The organism is uncultured Oscillibacter sp. (assembly GCF_910579365.1).
GTDB lineage: Bacteria > Bacillota > Clostridia > Oscillospirales > Oscillospiraceae > Oscillibacter.
Genome location: NZ_CAJTUX010000005.1, coordinates 35289 through 54545, shown reverse-complemented (window position 1 = coordinate 54545; position 19257 = coordinate 35289). Strand labels below are relative to the sequence as shown.

Below are 19257 nucleotides of genomic sequence, written 5' to 3'. Positions count from 1 at the left end.
CGTTGATTCGTTTGGCGGCGCTGCCTGCCTGCCAGACTTGAAAGCCGCTGGAACGCTATACGCTTTCCGCCCTGGACGTGGGGGCTACCCCGGAGCAGATCAAGGAAACGCTCTATCAGTGCGCTCCATATATTGGACTGGAGAAGGTACAGTGTGCGTTGGATGAGGTCAATCAGGTATCCTGGTCCAATATCCGTCCCAGGTGGAGCCGGCGCCTTACGCATCGGAGCTGGGGCGGCTGCTGGACAGATTGGAACGGGACTATGGCTATGAGGACCAGGACGCCTTCCTGGTCCTGAAGGACATTCTGGCGGGAGTCTGGAAGGTCCGGAAGGATTCCTGAAAATCCGGAAAGAGAGACGGCTGTCCTGCGGGACGGTCGTCTTTTTCCGCTATAAGGAGTTGCCGGGATGCTTATGAGAAATATTTCACAATAAAGAGCGGCGCTTTTAAAAAAAGATTGTCTATTTTATAACTTTTCTTGACATTCCCGGGGGCTGCATTCATAATTAATATTTAGGAAACCAAAAAAACTTTTAGGAAAGAAGTGAAGTCATGAGCAGACTGGAAGTGAAGACCCCCGGCCAGGCCCAGGCGGTGGTGGAGCAGCTCTACCGCAATATGGAGCGGCGGATCGCGGCCAGCCCGCCGGGCCTCTGCCCCGTGGATATGGCGCTGAATTTCCTGGACCTCTGCCGGGCCCAGACCTGTGGCAAGTGCGTGCCCTGCCGCATCGGCCTGAGCCAGCTTTCCAACATGATCCGGGAGGTGCTGGACGGGGAGCCGGACCTGAGCATTCTCCGGCGGATTGAGAAGACGGCCCAGGTCATCGTGGACACGGCGGACTGCGCCATTGGTACCGACGCGGCCAATCTGGTCCTCATGGGCCTCAAGGGCTTCCGGGACGACTACGAGGAGCACATCCTGCACCACCGCTGCCTGGGGTCTCTGAAAAACCCCGTGCCCTGCGTGGCCCTGTGCCCGGCAGGCGTGGATATCCCCGGCTACATCGCCCTCATCAGCGAGGGCCGCTGCGGCGACGCCGTGCGGCTCATCCGCAAGGACAATCCCTTCCCCACGGCCTGCGCCTACATCTGCGAGCATCCCTGCGAGGCCCGCTGCCGCCGGAACATGGTGGACGACGCCCTCAATATCCGCGGACTCAAGCGCTACGCCGTGGACCACGCCGGGGACGTGCCCCAGCCCAAGCCCGCCAAGGCTACGGGCAAGTCCGTGGCCATCGTGGGCGGCGGCCCCGGCGGATTGTCGGCGGCCTACTACCTGGCCCTTATGGGTCACAAGGTCACGGTCTACGAGAAGCAGAAGGCCCTGGGCGGCATGATGCGCTACGGCATCCCCAGCTACCGCTTCCCCCGGGAGAAGCTGGACGCGGAAATCGCCTCCATCCTGTCTCTCGGCATCGAGGTACATACCGGGGTCAACGTGGGGACCGGCCTCTCCTTCGACGAGCTCAAGCAGCAGTACGACTGCCTTTATCTCTCCATCGGCGCCCACACCGACAAGAAGACGGGCATTGAGGGAGAGGACAGCCTGGGCGTGGTCTCCGCCGTGGAGCTGCTGCGCCACATCGGGGACAACGAGATGCCCGATTTCGCCGGTCAGAACGTGGTGGTCATCGGCGGCGGCAACGTTGCCATGGACGTGACCCGCTCCGCCATCCGCCTGGGAGCGGAAAAAGTCACCTGCGTCTACCGCCGCCGTCAGGAGGATATGACCGCCCAGGCCGAGGAAGTGGAGGGAGCCATCGCCGAAGGGGCGGAGGTGTTGACCCTCCAGGCTCCTCTGCGCATCGAGGCCGACGAAAACGGCCACGTCTCCGCCCTCTGGACCCAGCCCCAGATCATCGGCGAAATGGACAAGGCGGGCCGTCCCCGGCCCAATACCGCCGCCGTGGAGCCCCTGCGGATTCCGGCGGACACGATCATCGTCGCCATCGGCCAGGGCATCGAGACCCGGGGCCTGGAGCAGACGGGCATCAAGATTCAGCGGGGCGGGGCCCTGCTGGCGGACTCCAGCACCCAGCTGCCCGATATGGTGGGCGTTTTTGCAGGCGGCGACTGCGTGACGGGTCCCGCCACGGTCATCCGGGCCATCGCCGCAGGCAAGGCCGCCGCCGCCAACATCGACGAGTACCTGGGCTTTAACCATGAGATCGAGTCCGAGGTCAAGGTTCCCACGCCCCGCTGCGCGGACCTGCGGCCCCGGGGCCGGGTCAACGCCACCGAACGGGAGGCCGGCGAGCGCAAAGGGGACTTCCAGTGCATCGAGTGCGGCATGACCGACCAGGAGGCCGGGCAGGAGTCCTCCCGGTGCCTGCGGTGCGACCACTTCGGCTATGGAATCTTCAAGGGAGGACGTGTGGAGAAATGGTAAACTTTACGATCAACGGCCGGGAGCTGACCGCCCCCAAGGGGACCACCATTCTGAACGCCGCCGAGAAGGCGGGCATCCCCATCCCCCATCTGTGCTATTTGAAAGACATTAACGAGATCGCCGCCTGCCGGATGTGCATGGTGGAGATCGAGGGTACGGAGCGGCTGGTCCCGGCCTGCAACACGGAAATCCTGGAGGGCATGGTCATTCATACGAACTCTCCCCGGGTACGGGACGCCCGGAAGACGAATCTCCGTCTGATTCTCTCGCAGCACAACTCCAACTGCACCGTCTGCGTGCGGAGCGGCTATTGCGAGCTCCAGCAGCTGTCCCATGACCTGAACATCCACTACCAGCCCTATGCGGTCCAGCCGGAGCGGGCCCAGATCGACCTCAGCGTTCCCATCGTCCGGGAGGCCAGCAAGTGCATCAAGTGCATGCGCTGCGTCCAGGTCTGCGACAAGATTCAGGGCATGAACATCTGGGATGTGGCCGGGACGGGTTCCCGGACCACGGTGGACGTGAGCTACAACCGCTACCTCAAGAACACGGACTGTGTGTTTTGCGGCCAGTGCGTCACCCACTGCCCCACCGGCGCCCTGACGGTCCGGGACGATACCACCAAGGTCCTCCGGGCCCTGGCCGACCCCGAGATTACCACGGTGATTCAGGTGGCTCCGGCGGTGCGGGTGGCCTGGGCGGAGGTTTTCAATCTCCCGGCCAAGCAGGCCACCACCGGCCGCATGGTGGCGGCGCTGAAGCGCCTGGGCTTCGACTATGTGTTTGACACCAACTTCGCTGCGGACCTGACCATCATGGAGGAGGGCAGCGAGTTCGTGGACCGCTTCACCCACCGGGGGAAGTACCGCTGGCCCATGTTCACCTCCTGCTGCCCCGGCTGGGTGCGGTTCCTGAAGACCCAGTATCCGGCCTACACGGACCATCTGTCCACGGCGAAATCGCCCCAGCAGATGTTCGGCGCGGTGGCCAAGAGCTACTTTGCCGAGAAGATGGGCCTGGACCCGAAGAAGATATGCGTGGTGTCCATCATGCCCTGCTCCGCGAAGAAGGCGGAGAGCGAGCTGCCCGCCATGCGGGACGCCTGCGGCGACCCGGATGTGGACGTGGTGCTGACCACCCGGGAGATGGTGCGCCTGTTCCGCAGCGACTGTATTATCCCCACGGACCTGGAGGAAGCGGAGTTCGACAGCCCCCTGGGCAGCGGCACCGGCGCTGCGGTGATCTTCGGCGCGACGGGCGGCGTGATGGACGCGGCGCTGCGGAGCGCCTACTACCTGGTGACGGGGAAGAACCCGGACGCCGACGCCTTCAAGGCCGTTCGGGGCGAGAAACCCTGGAAGGAGGCCACGTTCAACATCCCCGGCGCGGGGGACATCCGCGTCGCGGTGGTCAGCGGTCTGGGGAACACCCGGCGGCTGATGGAGGCCATTGAGGAGGGAACGGCGGACTACGATTTTGTGGAGGTCATGGCCTGTCCCGGAGGCTGCGCCGGAGGCGGCGGACAGCCCATCCACGGCGGCGCGGAGTACGCGGGAGCGCGGGGCAGCCAGCTCTGGAAGCTGGACGCGGGTTCCGAACTCCGTTTCTCCCACGAGAACCCGGATGTGCAGGCGCTGTACCGGACCTACCTCAAAAAACCCTTGGGCGAGCGGTCCCACCACCTGCTCCACACGGATCACAACGCCTGGTCCGCCGGGACGTCTGAGCAGGCCCGGTAACCGCCGGTTTTGAAGCTGGAAAATGGTTCCCTAAAGGGTCAGAGGAGGCCGTCTTATGGCGGCCTCCTCTGACTTTGGAGAGTGTATGGAGATGGTAAGATTACGCTTTACAGTTCGCAGAGCTTGAGGAGGCCTTCCCAGTTGCGGTCGACTTCCTTTTGAACCTCCTCGACCATCCACTCGTTGCCCGGCTTGAACATGTGGGCAAAGCGGCCCTGCACCTTGAGGTATTCCTCCACGGGCAGCTTGTTCTTGGGTTTGTAGCTGAGGATGTACTTGCCCTCGATGACCTCATAGAGGGGCCACACGCAGGTTTCGACGGCCAGCTTGGTGATCTCCATCAGCTTCTCAGAGGGATACCGCCAGCCTCTCGGGCAGGGAGCCATAACATTCAAAAACGCCGCGCCAGGGGTGTAGATGGCCTTGTGGGACTTCTCGGCGATGTCCTTGAAGTTCCCGATGAAGGTGGTCTGGGCCACATAGGGGATGCCGTGGGCCACCATGATCTTGGTCAGATTCTTCTTCTGCTGGGGCTTGCCGGGAACCACCTTGCCCACCGGCGTGGTGGTGGTGTCGGCGAAGTGGGGCGTGGAGCTGGACCGCTGGATGCCCGTGTTCATGTAGGCCTCATTGTCGTAGCAGACGTACACCAGGTCGTGGCCCCGCTCCATGGCGCCGCTGAGGCTCTGGAAGCCGATATCATAGGTTCCGCCGTCTCCGCCGAAGGCGATGAATTTGTACGTCGCGTCGATCTTGCCCCGCTTTTTCATGGCGTGGTAAGCGGTTTCCACGCCGCTTAAGGTGGCCGCCGCGTTCTCGAAGGCGTTGTGGATGAAGCTGTCCTTGTAGGACGTGTAGGGGTACATGAAGGAGGAGACCTCCAGGCAGCAGGTGGCGGAGCAGACCACGGCGTGGTCCTCCGGCTCCAGGGCCCGCAGCACGGTCCGCACGGCGATGGGGCAGCCGCAGCCCGCGCACATTCTGTGACCGCCGGTGAAGCGGTCTTCCTTCATGACGTTTTCTTTCAGATTATAGGCCATTTTGACTCCTCCCTCCTTACTCGCGCACGTCCAGGTAACGGTAGGTCTCGCCCACCTCGCCGGTCTCGGCAATCTTCTCCAGGTCCGCGAACACGTGCTGGATGCTCTCCACCCGCACGTCCCGGCCGCCCAGGCCGTAGATGTAGCTGATGCCCTTGGGGCCGCTGACGCCGTTGGCATACAGCCCCGCACAGGTCTCCGCGAAGATGGGGCCGCAGTGGGCGTTGAAGCTGTCGTCCTTGTCCATGGCGGCGAAGGCCTTCACGTTCTTCAGCGCGTCCGCAATCTCCTCGGCGGGGAAGGGGCGGAAGGAGCGAATCTTAATCATGCCCACCTTCTTGCCCTGGGCCCGGAGCTGCTTGATGGCCTCCCGGGCGGTGCCGGCGGAGGAGCCGATGATAATAATGGCCTCCTCGGCGTCGTCCATCTCGTACTTCTCAATGAGGCCGTACTGACGGCCCGTCCAGGCGGCGAATTCGTCCGCGACCTTCTTGATGACATCCTTGGCGTCCATCATGGCCTGGGCCTGCTGGCGTTTGGTCTCCATGTAGTAGACGGGGGTGGAGTAGGGACCCACGGCGATGGGCTCGTCCTTGTTGAGGAGGTAGTGCTGGGGCTTGTACTCGCCCACGAACTGACGGACCTTCTCCGTCTCCTCCAGCTCGATGTTCTCGATGGCGTGGGAGGTGATGAAGCCGTCCTGGCAGATCATGATAGGCAGGGACACCGCCTCGCCGATGCGCATGGCCTGGAGGTAGTTGTCGTAAGCCTCCTGGTTTGTCTCGGCAAACAGCATCAGCCAGCCGGAATCCCGGACCGCCATGGCGTCGGAGTGGTCGTTATTGATGTTGATGGGGCCGGACAGGGCGCGGCAGGACACCGCCAGGGTGATGGGCAGGCGGTCGCTGGCCGCGACATACAGCATCTCGGCCATGTAGATGAGGCCGCAGGAAGAAGTCGCGGAAATGGCCCGGCATCCGGCGGCTTCCGCGCCGATGCAGGTGGACATGGCGGAGTGCTCGGACTCCACAGCGATGAAGTCCGTGTCGACCTCGCCGTTGTCCACGTAGGCGGAGAAGTACTGGGGGATTTCGGTGCTCGGCGTGATCGGGTAAGCACCCATCACGTCGGGGTTGATCTGCTTCATTGCGTAGGCAACGGCCTCGTTGCCGGACAGTCTTTCTCTGATACTCATTTTTCGTTACCCCTCCTTACTTCTCGTCCTTGACCATAGTGATGGCCCCGAAGGGGCAGACATTGGCGCAGATGCCGCAGCCCTTGCAGAAGAAGTAGTTGAAGTCCTCCCGCTTGCCTTCGCTGTTAACCGGGATGGACATATCCGGGCACACGGGAGCGCACAGCAGGCACTGCCTGCACTTGTCCATGTCCAGCATCGGCTTCATGGTCCGCCAGTCGCCGGTTTCGACAACCTCAGACGTGCCGCCCTCGAAGATGGCGCCGCCGGGAGTGATGTCCTTCCAGGTGACTTGAGGGGTCATATCCTTCGCTAAATGGCTCATCCTTCCTGTACCTCCTCCATAGAGCGTTTCAGGGCCCGCATGTTGCCCTCGATGACCTGGGGCTTGGAGGCAAACTTGTGCTTAAAGGACGCCTCCATGTCCTTGACGAACTCCTCTGCGTCCACCACGCTGCTGACCTTCACAATGGCGGCCAGCATGGGGGTGTTGGGGAAATTCTTGCCCAGCTCTTCTTCGCTGATCTTGCCGGCGTCGATGGTGCACACCCGGCCCTCATAGCCCTTGAGCAGGGGGCGGAGCTCCTCGGGCTTCTTGCCGGAATTGATGACAATGGCGCCCTCTTTCTTGAGACCCGCCGTCACGTCCACGGCGGAGATGAGGGTCTCGTCAACGACCACGACGTAGTCGGGCTCATAGATGTTGGAGTGGACGGTGGAGCGTTCCGAGCTGATGCGGTTGTACGCGGTGATGGGCGCGCCCATGCGCTCCGGGCCGTACTCCGGGAAGCCCTGGACATACTTGCCTGTATTGAAGGCGGCGTCCGCCAGCAGCAAAGACGCGGTCTTCGCGCCCTGGCCTCCCCGGCCGTGCCAGCGGATTTCTACGATGTCTTTCATGTACTGCGTTCTCCTTTCATTTCACTGCGTCGAAGACGGGGCCGGACTGCCGCCGCCTTTCCGGATTGATTGTACCAGAAACGCGGCGGGCAGTAAAGATCTGCCCGCCGCTGAACGATAAGAAAATTACGCCAAGGGGTCCAGAACGGCTTTGAAATCGGCGATAATGTCCTCCGGGTCCTCCAGACCCACGCTGACGCGGACCAGCCCCTCCGAGATACCGGCGGCTTTCAGTTCCTCGGCGGAGTAGGTGGAGTGCGTCATGGTGGCGGGGTGCTCCACCAGAGTTTCGGCGTCGCCCAGGGAGACGGCCACGGTGCACAGCTCCAACTTGTTCAAAGCGGCGGCGGTGGCGGCCTTGTCGGCTTTCAGCTCCAGGGAGATCATGCCGCCGGGCAGCCGCATCTGCTTCTTGGCGGTCTCGTAGCCCTCAAAATGCTCCAGGCCCGGATAGTAGACCTTGGAAACGGCGGGATGCGACTCAAAGAACTCGGCCACCTTTTTGGCGTTGGCGCAGTGGCGCTCCATGCGGATGTCCAGGGTCTTCAAGCCACGGGCCATCAGGAACGCATCAAAAGGACTCAGCACCGCGCCGGTCAGGTCCTTCAGACCAAACATGCGGCACTTGGTCACAAACTCCTTGTCGCCGACGATGACGCCGGCGATCACGTCGCCATGGCCGTTTAAGTACTTGGTGGCGCTGTGAACGACGGTGTTGGCGCCGTGCTCCAGAGGACGCTGGAGATAGGGGGTGCAGAAGGTGTTGTCCACAATCACCCGGATATCGGAGTTGAAGTCATGAGCGGTTTTGGCGATCAGGGCGATGTCCAGAATCTTCAGGGTGGGATTGCAGGGCGTCTCGAAATAGACCACTTTGGTCTTCTCGGTCAGGGCTTTTTTCAGATTCTCCATATCGCTGAGATCGGTGAGGGTGACCTTGACGCCGAACTGGGCCATGCCGTGCTCCAACAGGGAGTAGGTGCAGCCGTACAGGGTTTCGTCCGCTACGATTTCGTCGCCGGCGGACACGGAGCTCCACAGCGCGGTGGCAATGGCGCCCATGCCGGAGGCGGCGGCCAGGGCGTCCTCGCCGCCTTCCAGGTCTGCCATCTTGGCCTCCACCAGAGCGGTGGTGGGGTTGCCCAGGCGGCTGTAGATATAGCCCTCTTCCTTCCCGGCAAAGCGGGCGCCGCCCTGCTCCACAGACTCAAACTCGAAAGTGGAAGTCTGGTAAATCGGGGCGCAGAGGGAACCGGCGGCGTTCCCGACCTTGCCGGTGTGAATCTGGCGGGTGGCAAAGCCCTTGTTTTTGCAGTTCATAGTTGTTTACCTTCCTTTCTTTTTTGCGCCGCCTAATGCTGATTTTGACCGGGAAAAGTTGGAATTCGGTTTTTCTGCTATAAAGAGCTTTTTCCGGGCAGAGACAGGCGGACCTGTGAGATTGTGTGGAGAGACGGTTATACAGCGGGATTTCGGTAAAGTTGACCATAAACCGAAGAGCGAAACCTCGGTTTTTTTCAACTTCTACTAATTCTACTAAGAATCATACCATTTTTCCCACGGGGGTGTTAGTATCAGTTTTTGAGAATTTGTTAGCGTTTTAAGTGATAACAATTTGACAATTCCGCAGAGCCGCTTTATAATGCAGGTAAGGGCTCACAGTGGAGAAACTCTGGATTTCGGGAAAACACGGCGTGCCGCGCGCCGGAGACAGAAGCGGCCGTCCCCGTTCCCGCGGGAGCGGGGAAGAGCATGGAGGCGTTATGACCTTTCAGCAGCTGACCTATGTGGTGGAGATTTCCAAGTGCGGTTCCATCAACAAAGCGGCAGGCAAGCTGTTCCTTTCTCAGTCCGGCATATCCACTGCCATACGGGAGTTGGAGGAAGAGCTGGGCATTCAGTTTTTTGTCCGCAGCAACCGGGGAGTGGAGTTCACGCCGGACGGACGGGAGTTCCTGGGCTACGCCGTATCCCTGCTGGAGCAGAAGCAGTGGATTGAAACCCGCTACGGCGAGGCGCGGAACGCCGCCCCGGCCACGCATCTCTCCATCTCCTCCCAGCGCTATCCCTTCACGGAGGACGCGTTTATCGAGCTTCTCCAGTCCCCCAAGGTGAACCGCTATCAGTTCTCTGTCCGGGAGGTGGACATGGACGCGGTCATCGACGACGTGTATGACCACCGGGCGGACATCGGCGTCATCTGCCTGACGGAGCTGACGGAAAAGATGATTTTCCGCTTTCTGGATTCCCGGGCGCTGGTGTTCCATGAGATTGCGGTGGTGGACCCCTGCGTTTACGTCCGCCGGGGCCACCCCCTGGCGGAGCAGGAAGCGGTGACGGAGACAGACCTGGCGGGCTATCCCTATGTGTCCTTTGAGCGGGAGCAGGGCGTGGCGGTGGACTTCTCCGAGGAGTACCGGATGCTGTCCTTGAAAAAACCCGCCCGGCAGATTCGGGTGAACAGCCGCAGCACCATGCTGCGGGTCCTGTCCTATACGGATGGATTTACTACCGGCAGCGGACTGATTACAAAGAGCAGCGGCTACCGGAAGATCATTACCCTGCCCCTGGCGGAGAAGAGCGGCATCCGCATCGGCTGGATTGCCCTGAAGGGCGGCAAGCTCTCCGCCCAGGCGGAGCGGTTTTTGGAGCTGCTGAAGGTGCATATTCTGGAGTCCATCCAGTTTACGAGCGAGGCCCGGCAGCTCAGCCGCTGGGACCGCTGAGCGCCGTTTCCGCCCTGCCGGGGACGCTTTGCCGGTTCCGGGGGGACGTCTCTGGAAAAAAGCGCGCCGGAGTACCGGCGCGCTTTTGGGCTTTGTCAGGTGGTGTGCTCTTTTTCAATGGCCTTCTCCGCCGCCAGCAGGGCCTTCTTGGCGGCCACGCCGGACTCGGCGGTGTCATACTCCCAGTTCCAGGGGTCCTCCTTGCAAATGCCGTCGGCGAAGGGAAGGAAGATGGAGGCAATGCCCACGATGGCCAGTATCCAGCAGTACCACAGGTTGAGAACGATATCCGTGGGATTGATGGCGATGCCGCAGGCAGTGGTCAACGCAGCGGCGGACAGCAGCTGTGCGCCGTAGGGGATGATGCCTTGGAAGACGCAGGAGAACACGTCCAGTAAAGAGGCGGTCCGCCGGGGGTCCACCTTATACTCGTGGCTGATTTCCTTGGCCATGTTTCCGCTGAGGACGATGGCCACGGTATTGTTGGCAGTTGCACAGTCGGCCAGAGAGACCAGGGCGGCAATGCCCACCTGGGCGGACTTGTTGCCCTTCATCATGCCCCGGAGGCTGTTGATGAGCCAGTTGATACCGCCGTTGTGGGTGACCATTTCTCCCATGCCGCCGCAGAACAGGGTCAGGAAGAATACCTCGTTCATGCCGGTAAAGCCGTTCCAGATGGCCTGGGCGAAGCCGAACAAATCCAGGGAGCCGGTGGCAATGCCCACGATACCGGCGACAAAAATGCCGATGGTCAGGACCAGGAACACGTTCATGCCGATGAGGGCCAAGATCAGAACCAGCAGATAGGGCACGACCTTGATGATGCTGTAGCTCAGGTCATCCATAGGGGCAATGACCTCGGGACGGCCCACAATCAGCAGGACCACCAGGGTAATGAGAGCGGCGGGCAGGGCGATGAAGAAATTCACCCGGAACTTGTCCCGCATCTCGCAGCCCTGGGAACGGGTGGCGGCGATGGTGGTGTCAGAGATCATGGACAGGTTGTCGCCGAACATGGCGCCGCCCACGCAGGCGCCCACCAGCAGGGGGATGGACAGCCCGCCCTTGTCCGCCACGCCCACGGCGATGGGAACGATGGCGCCGATGGTGCCCATGGAGGTGCCGGTGGCGGTGCCCATGAAGGCGGAGATGATGAACACGCCGGCAGCCAGGAACTGGACGGGGACCAGGGAGAGGCCCAAGTTGACGGTGGCGTCCCGCCCGCCCATGGAAGTGGCTACGCTGGAGAAAGCGCCCGCCAGCAGGTAAATCATCAGCATGGTCAGCACGTCAATGTTGGCCGCGCCCCGGGCGAAGATGGCGAAGCGCTCGTCAAGAGTGCCTTTGGTAATGGCGAAAGCCACCAGCAGGGCAATGAACATGGCGGTGACGGAAGGGAACTGGTAGAACGCCATCTCGACGCCCTGGGCCTGGAGAATCAGGCCGGCGCCCAGGTAGATCACGACGAAAATCAGAAAGGGGATCAGTGCCAGAGCGCTGCTCTTTTTGTTTAGGTTGTGTTCCATTTCATTTCTCCTTTTCTTTGCCGCTTTGAAGATACGCCTGCTTTCCGCTGATTGCATAGTTTGCATAATTTTCCGCTGAGAGCCCCCCTCTCTCTTGTACAAAATTATAGCATGCCTGGGCAAAAATTGGTAATAGCTATTTTCCGGAATCTGTCAACGTTTTTCCTTATATTAAACCTTTTTCTTCCAGATTTCGAGCCAGTAAATTTATGAACTGACAAGAAATGCGCCCGCTGAGGGCGGTTGAAGAAGACCTCCTTAACAAGGCGCGGCGGAGCGCCCTGCAAAGGTGCTCCGCCGGTTATGGCGCCTGTTATTTTCTTTTCCAGCGGTCCAGGGTGGGCAGGAGCCTTCCCAAAAATTCCCGGTTGCCCTCTGGAGTGCCGAAGGGCATGTAGGGCAGGCACCACTCGATCATTTCCTCCATGGTGCAGTCGGAGAGGAACTCCCCGTTGTCCCGGCACCATTTGCAGTAGTGCTGGTTGAGCGTTCCATCCTTCTCCCGGGCCATATCCCCGGAGACGATGGGCATGCCGCAGCTCTGGCACTGCAGGTCCGTCGGGTAGCCCAGAAGGCTGTTGATGGTTACGCCGAAGAGCTTGGAAATGGCCTGTAAGGTCCCGATCTCCGGCACGGTTTCCCCCTGCTCCCAGCGGGAAACCGCCTGGCGGGTGACGAAGAGCTTCTCCGCGATGTCGTTTTGGGAAAGGCCCGCCTGTTTCCGCAGGGCCGTGAAGTTGTCTTTGAAGTTCATGGGTCCGCCTCCTTTGTGCCGTTAGTTTACCACGCCGGGAGACGAACCGTCAAGCAACCGCCGGTTGCCTCTGCCGGAAGATTATGGAACCGCAGAAAGAGGCCTATCCGCCCGCCGGCAGCCCCGGACTTCGGGAGGAGGATGGCTGGGAATTCCGCCGGGCCTCCCTCTCGCCAAGTCTGGAGGATCTGGTCGTTTCCAGGAGAAACGCGGCGGGCAGCAGGAGTTCCGGCACAGACATGGCGCTCTTACCGAGGCCGGGCGGCGAAGACCTTCACGCTCCGGGGACCGATGGAGAAGCGGCCGTCGGGGATATCCAGGGATTTCTGCTCCGCCTCCCAGGTGTCCGCCAGCTGCTCCCAGCACATGTTGGGCGGCAGGTCCGGAAGCTCTGCCTCCAGGGGTTTCCAATAGGCGTTGGAGGCGGTGTAGACGATCTGGGGCGCTTCCCCCGGGGCCTGTCCGGCGAAGAGGACACCCACGTAGCGCTCATGGTCCTGGAACTGGCTGTGCCAGGGGGTGACGCCGTGGAAACTGACGTCGGGAAAGCCGTAGTATCCGTCGGAGAGGTTGGCCCGCAGGATGCGGAAGCGTTTGCGCAGGGCAATCATGAACTGGAAGAAGCGGAACATGTCCCGGTTTTTTTCCAGCAGCCGCCAATCCAGCCAGCTGGTGAGATTGTCCTGACAGTAGGCGTTGTTGTTGCCGAACTGGGTGTTGCAGAACTCGTCTCCCGCCAGGAACATGGGAATGCCCCGGCTGCACATCAGAAGGGCGAAGGCGTTGCGGACCATTCGCCGGCGGAGGGTGTTGATCTCCGGAAGGTCGGTTTCGCCCTCGATGCCGCAGTTCCAGCTGTTGTTGTCGTTGGCGCCATCGGTGCCGCCCCAGCCGTTTTTCTCGTTGTGCTTGACGTTGTAGCTGAAGAGGTCCCAGAGGGTAAATCCGTCGTGGCAGGTGATGAAGTTTACCGAGGCGTTTTTCCGGTCCCCGGACTGGTAGATGTCCCGGGAACCCACCATCCGCAGAGCGGCGGCCTGGGCGCAGGCCGCGTCGCCTTTCAAATAGCGGCGCATATCGTCCCGATAGCGGCCGTTCCACTCCGCCCAGCGGTTCCATGCGGGGAAGCTTCCCACCTGGTAGAGGCCTCCGGCGTCCCAGGCCTCGGCGATGAGCTTCACGTCTCCCAGGATGGGGTCGAAGGCCATGGCCTGGAGCAGGGGGGGCTTGTGCATGGGACTGCCGTCCTCGTTCCGGCCCAGGATGGAGGCCAGGTCGAAGCGGAAGCCGCTGATGTGATAGGTGGTGACCCAATAGCGCAGGCAGTCGATGATCATCTGATGGACGATGGGGTGGTTGCAGTTCAGGGTGTTGCCGCAGCCGCTGAAATTATAGTACTGCCCGTTGGGGGTGAGGAGATAGTAAATGTTGTTGTCAAAGCCCTTGAAGGAGAAGAAGGGACCGTCCTCGTTGCCCTCCGCCGTGTGGTTGAAGACCACGTCCAGATAGACCTCGATGCCGTTTTCGTTGCAGGCCTGGATCAGCCGCTTGAGCTCGTTGCCTTCCCGGTTGTACTCGGTACCGGAGGCGTAGCTGGTGTTGGGGGCGAAGAAGCTGACGGTGTTGTAGCCCCAGTAGTTGTAAAGCTGTACCCCGTCCACCTGCCGGGCGTCCTGCATCTCGTCAAACTCGAAGATGGGCATAAGCTCAATGGCGTTGACGCCCAGCTCCTTTAAGTAGGGAATCTTTTCCCGCAGACCCTCGAAAGTGCCGGGGGCGGCCACGGCGGAAGACTCGTGAATGGTGAAGCCCCGGACATGGAGCTCGTAGATCACCAGATCCTCCATGGGAATCAGGGGCCGGGTGAGATTGCCCCAATCAAAATCGTCCTTCACGACCCGGGCCTTGTAGTGCTGATCCATGGAGGACTTCACGCCCCACTGGCTCTGTCCCGTAACCGCCCGGGCATAGGGGTCCAGCAGGTATTTCGTCTTGTCGAAGATCAGGCCCTTTTCCACGTTCCTGGGCCCGTCCACCCGATAGGCATACTCGAATTCCTCAATGTTCAGCTTGAACACAATCATGGAGTATACGTTGCCGATGCGGTAGCGCTCCGGGAAGGGGAGAATGGCGTAGGGCTCCGTCTCCTCCCGCCGGAAGAGCAGAAGCTCAATGGACGTGGCTCCGTGGGAGTGAACCGTGAAATTGACGCCGCCGGGAATGGCGGTGGCGCCGTTGATCTCGTAAAAGCCCGGACGCACGTCGAAGCCGTTCAGGCGGTCCATGGGGACCAGATGGATGGTGCGGGGCAGCGCCACTGCGGGGGCGTCCGCCTCCAAAATAGTCTCGCGGACCGCAGTTTTGTCTTGTCTTTCCACCGGGAACTCCTTCCTCGCCGGTTTGGCGACTGTAGAATACAAGTCCATTATACAACACACCCACAGATTTGTCATAGGTTTTTTCGGTTTTTGTCAAAAATTACAAAGTCTTTGCCGGAAGGGCGCTTTGCGGCAGAACTGCAAATTGTAAGGGGAGAAGACGCGGAAGGTTTCCCCAGGACGCCGGATGAAATTTTTCGGGGGGAGTGAAAAATTTCCCGGCTTCCGGACGTGTTGGTAGTGAAGGGAGTTGAGGACCGTGGTTCCATTTGGTACCGATGAAACCATATGCCGGATTGTGGCGGAGTACAGTCCCATGCTGCTGCGGCTGGCCTGTACCCGCCTGAGCTCCGCCGCCGACGCGGAGGACGCCGTGCAGGAGGCGTTTTTGCGCCTGCTTACTGCCCGGCCCGCCTTTCGGGACGGGGAGCACGAGAAGGCCTGGCTGATCCGAACCACCCTTCAGCGCGCAAGCGACATCCGCCGAAAAGCGGAACAGCGAAACATCCCTCTGGAGGATGTTACGGAACCTGCAGCCCCGGAGAGCGCCGGTGAAGAGCTCCGCTCCGCCGTCCGGACCCTGCCGGAAAAATACGGGGCCGTGATTCACCTCCATTACTACGAGGGATATTCCATCCGAGAAATTGCCAAACTGCTGGGCCTGCCCGCCGCCACGGTGGGCACCCGCCTGGCCCGCGGCCGGGAGCGGCTGCGGCAGATGCTGAGGGAGGACGCAGTATGAACCGGGAAGACTATCGCAAAGCCTTCGACGAACTCTCCTTTTCCGCGGATTTTCAGGAGCGGACGGCGGACCTGCTGCAAAAACGTGCCCGAGAATTGGAAAAGGAGTGTACCGACATGACGTTCAACAAGACAAAAAAAATGGCTGTACTCATTGCGGCCTGCATCGCCTTACTGGTGGTGTCCGTCTCCGCCGCCTTCGCCTGGCTGACCCCCGCCCAGGTGGCGGAGGAGTACGACCAGCCCCTGCTGGCGGAGGCGTTCAGCGGCAAGGACGCGCTTTTGCTCAACGAAACCGTGGAGAACGGGGGCTACTCCATCACCCTGCTGGGTCTGGTCTCCGGGAGGAACCTGGACGTTTTGAATCAGGACCTGGAACAAGACCACACGTATTCCGTCCTGGCTCTCCGGCGGCTGGACGGCGCCCTTTTGGAAAACTGGGATTTCGATTTCAGCAGCTTCACGATGACCCCTCTGGTGGAGGGCTACTCCCCTCGGGCGGTGAACAACTGGACCCTGGATGCCTTTGCCCAGGGCTTCGCCAAGGACAACGTATATTATTTTCTGTTGGATACCGCCAGCATTGAGATGTTCGCGGACCGCACGGTTTACATGGCCTTCTACGAGGGCTTCGTCCCGGACAATAACACGTTCACCATGGCGGAGGACGGGACCATCGCCTTCTGTGAGGACTTCACCGGCGTCCATGCCCTCTTCACCCTGCCTCTGGACCCCGCCAAGGCAGACCCGGCGGCGGCGGACGCCTTCGTGGAATCCACCGGCTTGAACGGCTGGAGCAATGAACGGACGGCGGCAGAAACGGAGGAGTTCGAGACGGAGAGAAGCGTAGATGCGGACGGGAACGAAACGGTGATCATCCGGCCCAAGGAGGACGCGCCCGCTCTCGCGGTCGAGTGAGCACCCCTGAAAAAGAGCGGAAGGACCGGCGAGGAAACATCCCCGCCGGTCCTTCTCCATCTTCAAGCCGAGACGGCGCTGCCGCCGCTCCAGCCCGGATACCCCCGGACCGCCAGAGCGCGCCGAAGTTCTTTTGCGTACTTTTCTTTCAAGAAAAGTGCGTTACAGCAAGGTAATGCCCGCCTTCTCGCAGTCCTCGAGGGTCTCCTTGTCCCAGAGGCTGGCCTGGACCTCGCCGATGTGGCAGGCCCCCAGCAGCAGCATGCACACCCGGGACTGTCCGATGCCGCCGCCGATGGACTGTGGCAGTTCGCCGTTGAGCAGCATTTGATGGAAGGGCAGCTTCCGCCGTTCGTCGCATCCGGCGGCGGTGAGCTGGCGGTCCAGAGCCTCCGCGTCCACCCGGATGCCCATGGAGGAAACCTCGAAGGAGCGCTCCAGCACCGGGTTCCACATGAGGATGTCCCCATTGAGCTCCCAGTCGTCATAGTCCGGGGCCCGGCCGTCGTGGCGGGTTCCGGATTTCAGGGTTTTGCCGATCTGCATCAGGAATACCGTCTGGTGCTCCCGGCAGATTTCCGTCTCCCGTTCCGCCGGGTTCAGGTTCGGATAGCGGTCCTCCAGCTCCTGGGTGGTGAGAAAGCACACGTCCCGCTCCGGCCGGAAGGTGAGGACAGGGAAGTGGTTCCGCAGGACGGAGGCGGTGTCGCACAGGGCGCTTACGATGTTCAGCACGGTGTCCTTCAGGTACTGGAGGGTTCGGTCTTTTTGGCCGATGTGTTTCTCCCAGTCCCACTGGTCTACATAGATGGAGTGGAGATTGTCCACAACCTCATCCCGGCGGATGGCGTTCATATCGGTGTAGAGGCCGCAGCCCTCGGGGAACTCGTAGCGCTTCAGGGCCAAGCGCTTCCACTTGGCCAGGGAGTGAACCACCTGCCCCTCGGTGCCCACGTCAGGGATTTCGAAGGCGACGGGGCGCTCCACGCCGTTGAGGTCGTCGTTCAGGCCGGTGCGGCCGTCCACAAACAGGGGGGCGGAGACCCGGTGGAGGTTCAAACGAAGGGTGAGGCTGCGCTGAAAATCCTCGTGAATAAGTTCAATGGCTCGCTGGAGTTCGTTGTTGCTCAGAGGCATTTTGTAGCCGGCGGGGATGGTGAGTTTGCTCATGAGATAAAACCAGTCCTTTATTTAATTTGAAAAATATGGGGGCGGAGATTACAGCTTCGCAAGGCCCAGGCGCAGGCGGCGGAGGGTTTCCTCCCTGCCCAGGATGTGACAGATTTCCACCGCGCCGCCGGGGGTCACCTGCTTGCCCGCCGCGGCGATGCGGACGGGCCACATCAGCGTGGCGTTCTTGACGCCAAGCTGCTCCGCCAGGGCGATGAGGCAGTCGTGAACGGCGTCCTGGGTCCAGTCCGGCAGGGCCTCCAGGACGGGGACGGCGGCCTCCAGCATGCGCTTGGAAACCTCGCCGTCGGTCTTGGACTTCTTGTTGGTGAAGAGGGCGGCGTCATAGTCCGGCAGAGCGTCGAAGAAGTCCACCTTCTCCGGAATGTCCGTCAGCTTTTCGCACCGGGCCTGGAGAAGGGCGGCCACCGCCGCCGCGTCGACGGAGGGGTTTTTCACGGTCTGCCGGATATAGGGCTCCGCGGTTTTGGCGAAGTCCTCCGGCGTCATGGCGCGGAGGTACAGGGCGTTGAAATGGGTCAGCTTCTCCATGTCGAAGATGGCGGGAGACTTGGAGATGCCGGCGATGTCGAAGGCGTCCACCAGCTCCTTCAGGGAAAAGACCTCCTGCTCGCTCCGCTCGCCCTTGGGGGCCCAGCCCAGCAGCGCCACGTAGTTCAGCACGGCGGAGGTCAGATAGCCCTGCTGGATCAGGTCCTCGTAGGAGGGGTCCCCATGGCGTTTGCTCATCTTGTTGTGCTGGTCCCGCATGACGGGGGAGCAGTGTACGTAGGTGGGAATGTCCCAGCCGAAGGCCTCATACAGCAGATTGTACTTCGGGGCGGAGGAGAGGTATTCGCTGCCCCGGACCACGTGGGTAATGCCCATGAGATGGTCGTCCACCACGTTGGCGAAGTTATAGGTGGGCAGGCCGTCCCGCTTCAAAAGGACCTGATCGTCCAGGGTCTTGTTTTCCACGGTGATGTCCCCAAAGGAGACGTCGTGGAAGGTGGTGGTCCCCTCCTGCGGGATGCGCTGGCGGATGACGTAGGGCATTCCCGCCATCAGATTGGCGTCGATTTCCTCCTGGGAGAGGTCACGGCAGGGGTCGGCGGCCCGGTCGAAGCCGCCGCTGTCCTCCTCGGACTCGGTCTTCTCGCAGAAGCAGTAGTAGGCCGCGCCCTTCTCCACCAGGAGCTTGGCATATTTGCCGTACAGGTCCCGGCGCTCCGACTGGATGTAGGGTCCCGTGGGACCGCCCACGTCGGGGCCCTCGTCGTGGGTCAGGCCGCACTCGGCCATGGTGCGGTAGATGACGTCCGTGGCGCCCTCCACCAGACGGCCCTGGTCCGTATCCTCGATGCGGAGGATGAAGGTGCCGTGGTGGTGCCGGGCGATGAGCCAGGTGTACAGGGCGGTGCGGAGATTGCCCACGTGCATGTAGCCCGTGGGGGAGGGGGCGAAGCGGGTGCGGACCGTCCCCTTGGGGATGCGGTCCTCCATGTCCTGGAAAAAGCGGCTGTCAGGAGCCATAGAAAAACCTCCGAGTCAAGCCGGATGGGTCCCGGCGGGTTTGGTGTAAGACATTGCCATTATCCACGCTTTGGAGGGAAAAGTCAAGGGTCGGAGGTTCCCTTTCCCGCTCCTTTTTGCCAGATACGCTAAAAAAGCCGCCGCCGCCGCCCCCGGCTTTCAGTCCCTTCGTCACTTGCAAAGGGGGAGGGGGCTTGTTAGAATATCTATAGCTGAGGAACCGGCGGATATTCCAAGTTTCCT

General features: G+C 61.3%; 16 protein-coding genes. 6 read left to right on the top strand and 10 right to left on the bottom strand.

Annotation, left to right across the window (positions count from 1 at the left end):
* The first annotated feature begins 202 nt into the window (after nucleotides 1-202).
* The 3 genes from QZ329_RS02900 (at nucleotide 203) to QZ329_RS02890 (ending at nucleotide 4133) form a co-directional block, all read left to right on the top strand.
* The gene (locus QZ329_RS02900; RefSeq protein WP_295748132.1) at nucleotides 203-343 is read left to right on the top strand and encodes a hypothetical protein; all 141 of its coding nucleotides are present in this window, start codon (nucleotides 203-205) and stop codon (nucleotides 341-343) included.
* Between the two features lie 212 nt (nucleotides 344-555).
* On the top strand, nucleotides 556-2394 hold the full coding sequence (locus QZ329_RS02895; protein WP_295748130.1) for an NAD(P)-binding protein: 1839 nt from the start codon (nucleotides 556-558) through the stop codon (nucleotides 2392-2394).
* Nucleotides 2388-4133, top strand: a complete 1746-nt coding sequence (locus tag QZ329_RS02890) for an NADH-dependent [FeFe] hydrogenase, group A6 (RefSeq protein WP_295748128.1) — start codon at nucleotides 2388-2390, stop codon at nucleotides 4131-4133. Before QZ329_RS02895 ends, QZ329_RS02890 begins: the two co-directional genes overlap by 7 nt.
* Nucleotides 4134-4240: 107 nt before the next feature.
* Here the strand turns inward: QZ329_RS02890 and QZ329_RS02885 are convergent, their stop codons facing one another.
* The 5 genes from QZ329_RS02885 to megL form a co-directional block, all read right to left on the bottom strand.
* Nucleotides 4241-5173 carry a thiamine pyrophosphate-dependent enzyme gene (locus tag QZ329_RS02885; RefSeq protein ID WP_295748126.1) on the bottom strand — a complete coding sequence of 311 codons (933 nt, stop codon included), beginning with the start codon at nucleotides 5171-5173 and terminating at the stop codon, nucleotides 4241-4243.
* 16 nt (nucleotides 5174-5189) lie between these two features.
* Nucleotides 5190-6368, bottom strand: coding sequence for a pyruvate ferredoxin oxidoreductase (gene porA, locus QZ329_RS02880; RefSeq protein WP_295748124.1), 1179 nt, complete (start codon nucleotides 6366-6368; stop codon nucleotides 5190-5192).
* A 16-nt stretch (nucleotides 6369-6384) separates the two neighbouring features.
* Nucleotides 6385-6693: a 4Fe-4S binding protein gene (locus tag QZ329_RS02875; protein ID WP_295748121.1), complete on the bottom strand. Its 309-nt coding sequence runs from the start codon at nucleotides 6691-6693 to the stop codon at nucleotides 6385-6387.
* The gene (locus QZ329_RS02870) at nucleotides 6690-7268 is read right to left on the bottom strand and encodes a 2-oxoacid:acceptor oxidoreductase family protein (RefSeq protein WP_295748120.1); all 579 of its coding nucleotides are present in this window, start codon (nucleotides 7266-7268) and stop codon (nucleotides 6690-6692) included. The genes QZ329_RS02875 and QZ329_RS02870 overlap by 4 nt, the downstream gene beginning before the upstream one ends.
* A gap of 126 nt (nucleotides 7269-7394) precedes the next feature.
* Nucleotides 7395-8588: a methionine gamma-lyase gene (gene megL, locus QZ329_RS02865; RefSeq protein ID WP_295748118.1), complete on the bottom strand. Its 1194-nt coding sequence runs from the start codon at nucleotides 8586-8588 to the stop codon at nucleotides 7395-7397.
* A 443-nt stretch (nucleotides 8589-9031) separates the two neighbouring features.
* Here megL and QZ329_RS02860 point away from each other — a divergent pair, with 443 nt between their 5' ends.
* Nucleotides 9032-9994 carry a LysR family transcriptional regulator gene (locus QZ329_RS02860; protein ID WP_295748115.1) on the top strand — a complete coding sequence of 321 codons (963 nt, stop codon included), beginning with the start codon at nucleotides 9032-9034 and terminating at the stop codon, nucleotides 9992-9994.
* A 95-nt stretch (nucleotides 9995-10089) separates the two neighbouring features.
* Here QZ329_RS02860 and QZ329_RS02855 read toward each other — a convergent pair whose 3' ends face one another.
* From QZ329_RS02855 to QZ329_RS02845, 3 genes are all read right to left on the bottom strand, one after another.
* Complete coding sequence (locus tag QZ329_RS02855; protein ID WP_365351310.1) at nucleotides 10090-11622, bottom strand: Na+/H+ antiporter NhaC family protein; 1533 nt, start codon at nucleotides 11620-11622, stop codon at nucleotides 10090-10092.
* A 211-nt stretch (nucleotides 11623-11833) separates the two neighbouring features.
* Nucleotides 11834-12274, bottom strand: a complete 441-nt coding sequence (locus tag QZ329_RS02850) for a zinc ribbon domain-containing protein (protein ID WP_295748113.1) — start codon at nucleotides 12272-12274, stop codon at nucleotides 11834-11836.
* 248 nt (nucleotides 12275-12522) lie between these two features.
* Nucleotides 12523-14559, bottom strand: coding sequence for an alpha-amylase family glycosyl hydrolase (locus tag QZ329_RS02845; protein WP_295748176.1), 2037 nt, complete (start codon nucleotides 14557-14559; stop codon nucleotides 12523-12525).
* Nucleotides 14560-14911: 352 nt separating this feature from the next.
* Between QZ329_RS02845 and QZ329_RS02840 the strand changes: the two genes are divergently transcribed.
* Together QZ329_RS02840 and QZ329_RS02835 are read left to right on the top strand one after the other, a co-directional pair.
* Nucleotides 14912-15394 (top strand): RNA polymerase sigma factor, encoded by a 483-nt coding sequence (locus QZ329_RS02840; protein ID WP_295748111.1) that lies wholly within the window; start codon nucleotides 14912-14914, stop codon nucleotides 15392-15394.
* Nucleotides 15391-16311, top strand: coding sequence for a hypothetical protein (locus QZ329_RS02835; protein WP_295748110.1), 921 nt, complete (start codon nucleotides 15391-15393; stop codon nucleotides 16309-16311). Before QZ329_RS02840 ends, QZ329_RS02835 begins: the two co-directional genes overlap by 4 nt.
* Before the next feature lie 162 nt (nucleotides 16312-16473).
* Here the strand turns inward: QZ329_RS02835 and asnA are convergent, their stop codons facing one another.
* Complete coding sequence (gene asnA, locus QZ329_RS02830) at nucleotides 16474-17481, bottom strand: aspartate--ammonia ligase (RefSeq protein ID WP_295748108.1); 1008 nt, start codon at nucleotides 17479-17481, stop codon at nucleotides 16474-16476.
* Nucleotides 17482-17529: 48 nt separating this feature from the next.
* The gene (gltX, locus tag QZ329_RS02825; protein WP_295748106.1) at nucleotides 17530-19014 is read right to left on the bottom strand and encodes a glutamate--tRNA ligase; all 1485 of its coding nucleotides are present in this window, start codon (nucleotides 19012-19014) and stop codon (nucleotides 17530-17532) included.
* Nucleotides 19015-19257: the final 243 nt, after the last annotated feature.

Bases quoted from the DNA above. Each gene is read 5' to 3' on its own strand.
- QZ329_RS02895 (WP_295748130.1), top strand. From the start codon at position 556: ATGAGCAGACTGGAAGTGAAGACCCCCGGCCAGGCCCAGGCGGTGGTG.
- QZ329_RS02890 (WP_295748128.1), top strand. From the start codon at position 2,388: ATGGTAAACTTTACGATCAACGGCCGGGAGCTGACCGCCCCCAAGGGG.
- QZ329_RS02885 (WP_295748126.1), bottom strand. From the start codon at position 5,173: ATGGCCTATAATCTGAAAGAAAACGTCATGAAGGAAGACCGCTTCACC.
- porA (WP_295748124.1), bottom strand. From the start codon at position 6,368: ATGAGTATCAGAGAAAGACTGTCCGGCAACGAGGCCGTTGCCTACGCA.
- QZ329_RS02875 (WP_295748121.1), bottom strand. From the start codon at position 6,693: ATGAGCCATTTAGCGAAGGATATGACCCCTCAAGTCACCTGGAAGGAC.
- QZ329_RS02870 (WP_295748120.1), bottom strand. From the start codon at position 7,268: ATGAAAGACATCGTAGAAATCCGCTGGCACGGCCGGGGAGGCCAGGGC.
- megL (WP_295748118.1), bottom strand. From the start codon at position 8,588: ATGAACTGCAAAAACAAGGGCTTTGCCACCCGCCAGATTCACACCGGC.
- QZ329_RS02860 (WP_295748115.1), top strand. From the start codon at position 9,032: ATGACCTTTCAGCAGCTGACCTATGTGGTGGAGATTTCCAAGTGCGGT.
- QZ329_RS02850 (WP_295748113.1), bottom strand. From the start codon at position 12,274: ATGAACTTCAAAGACAACTTCACGGCCCTGCGGAAACAGGCGGGCCTT.
- QZ329_RS02845 (WP_295748176.1), bottom strand. From the start codon at position 14,559: ATGGACCGCCTGAACGGCTTCGACGTGCGTCCGGGCTTTTACGAGATC.
- QZ329_RS02835 (WP_295748110.1), top strand. From the start codon at position 15,391: ATGAACCGGGAAGACTATCGCAAAGCCTTCGACGAACTCTCCTTTTCC.
- asnA (WP_295748108.1), bottom strand. From the start codon at position 17,481: ATGAGCAAACTCACCATCCCCGCCGGCTACAAAATGCCTCTGAGCAAC.
- gltX (WP_295748106.1), bottom strand. From the start codon at position 19,014: ATGGCTCCTGACAGCCGCTTTTTCCAGGACATGGAGGACCGCATCCCC.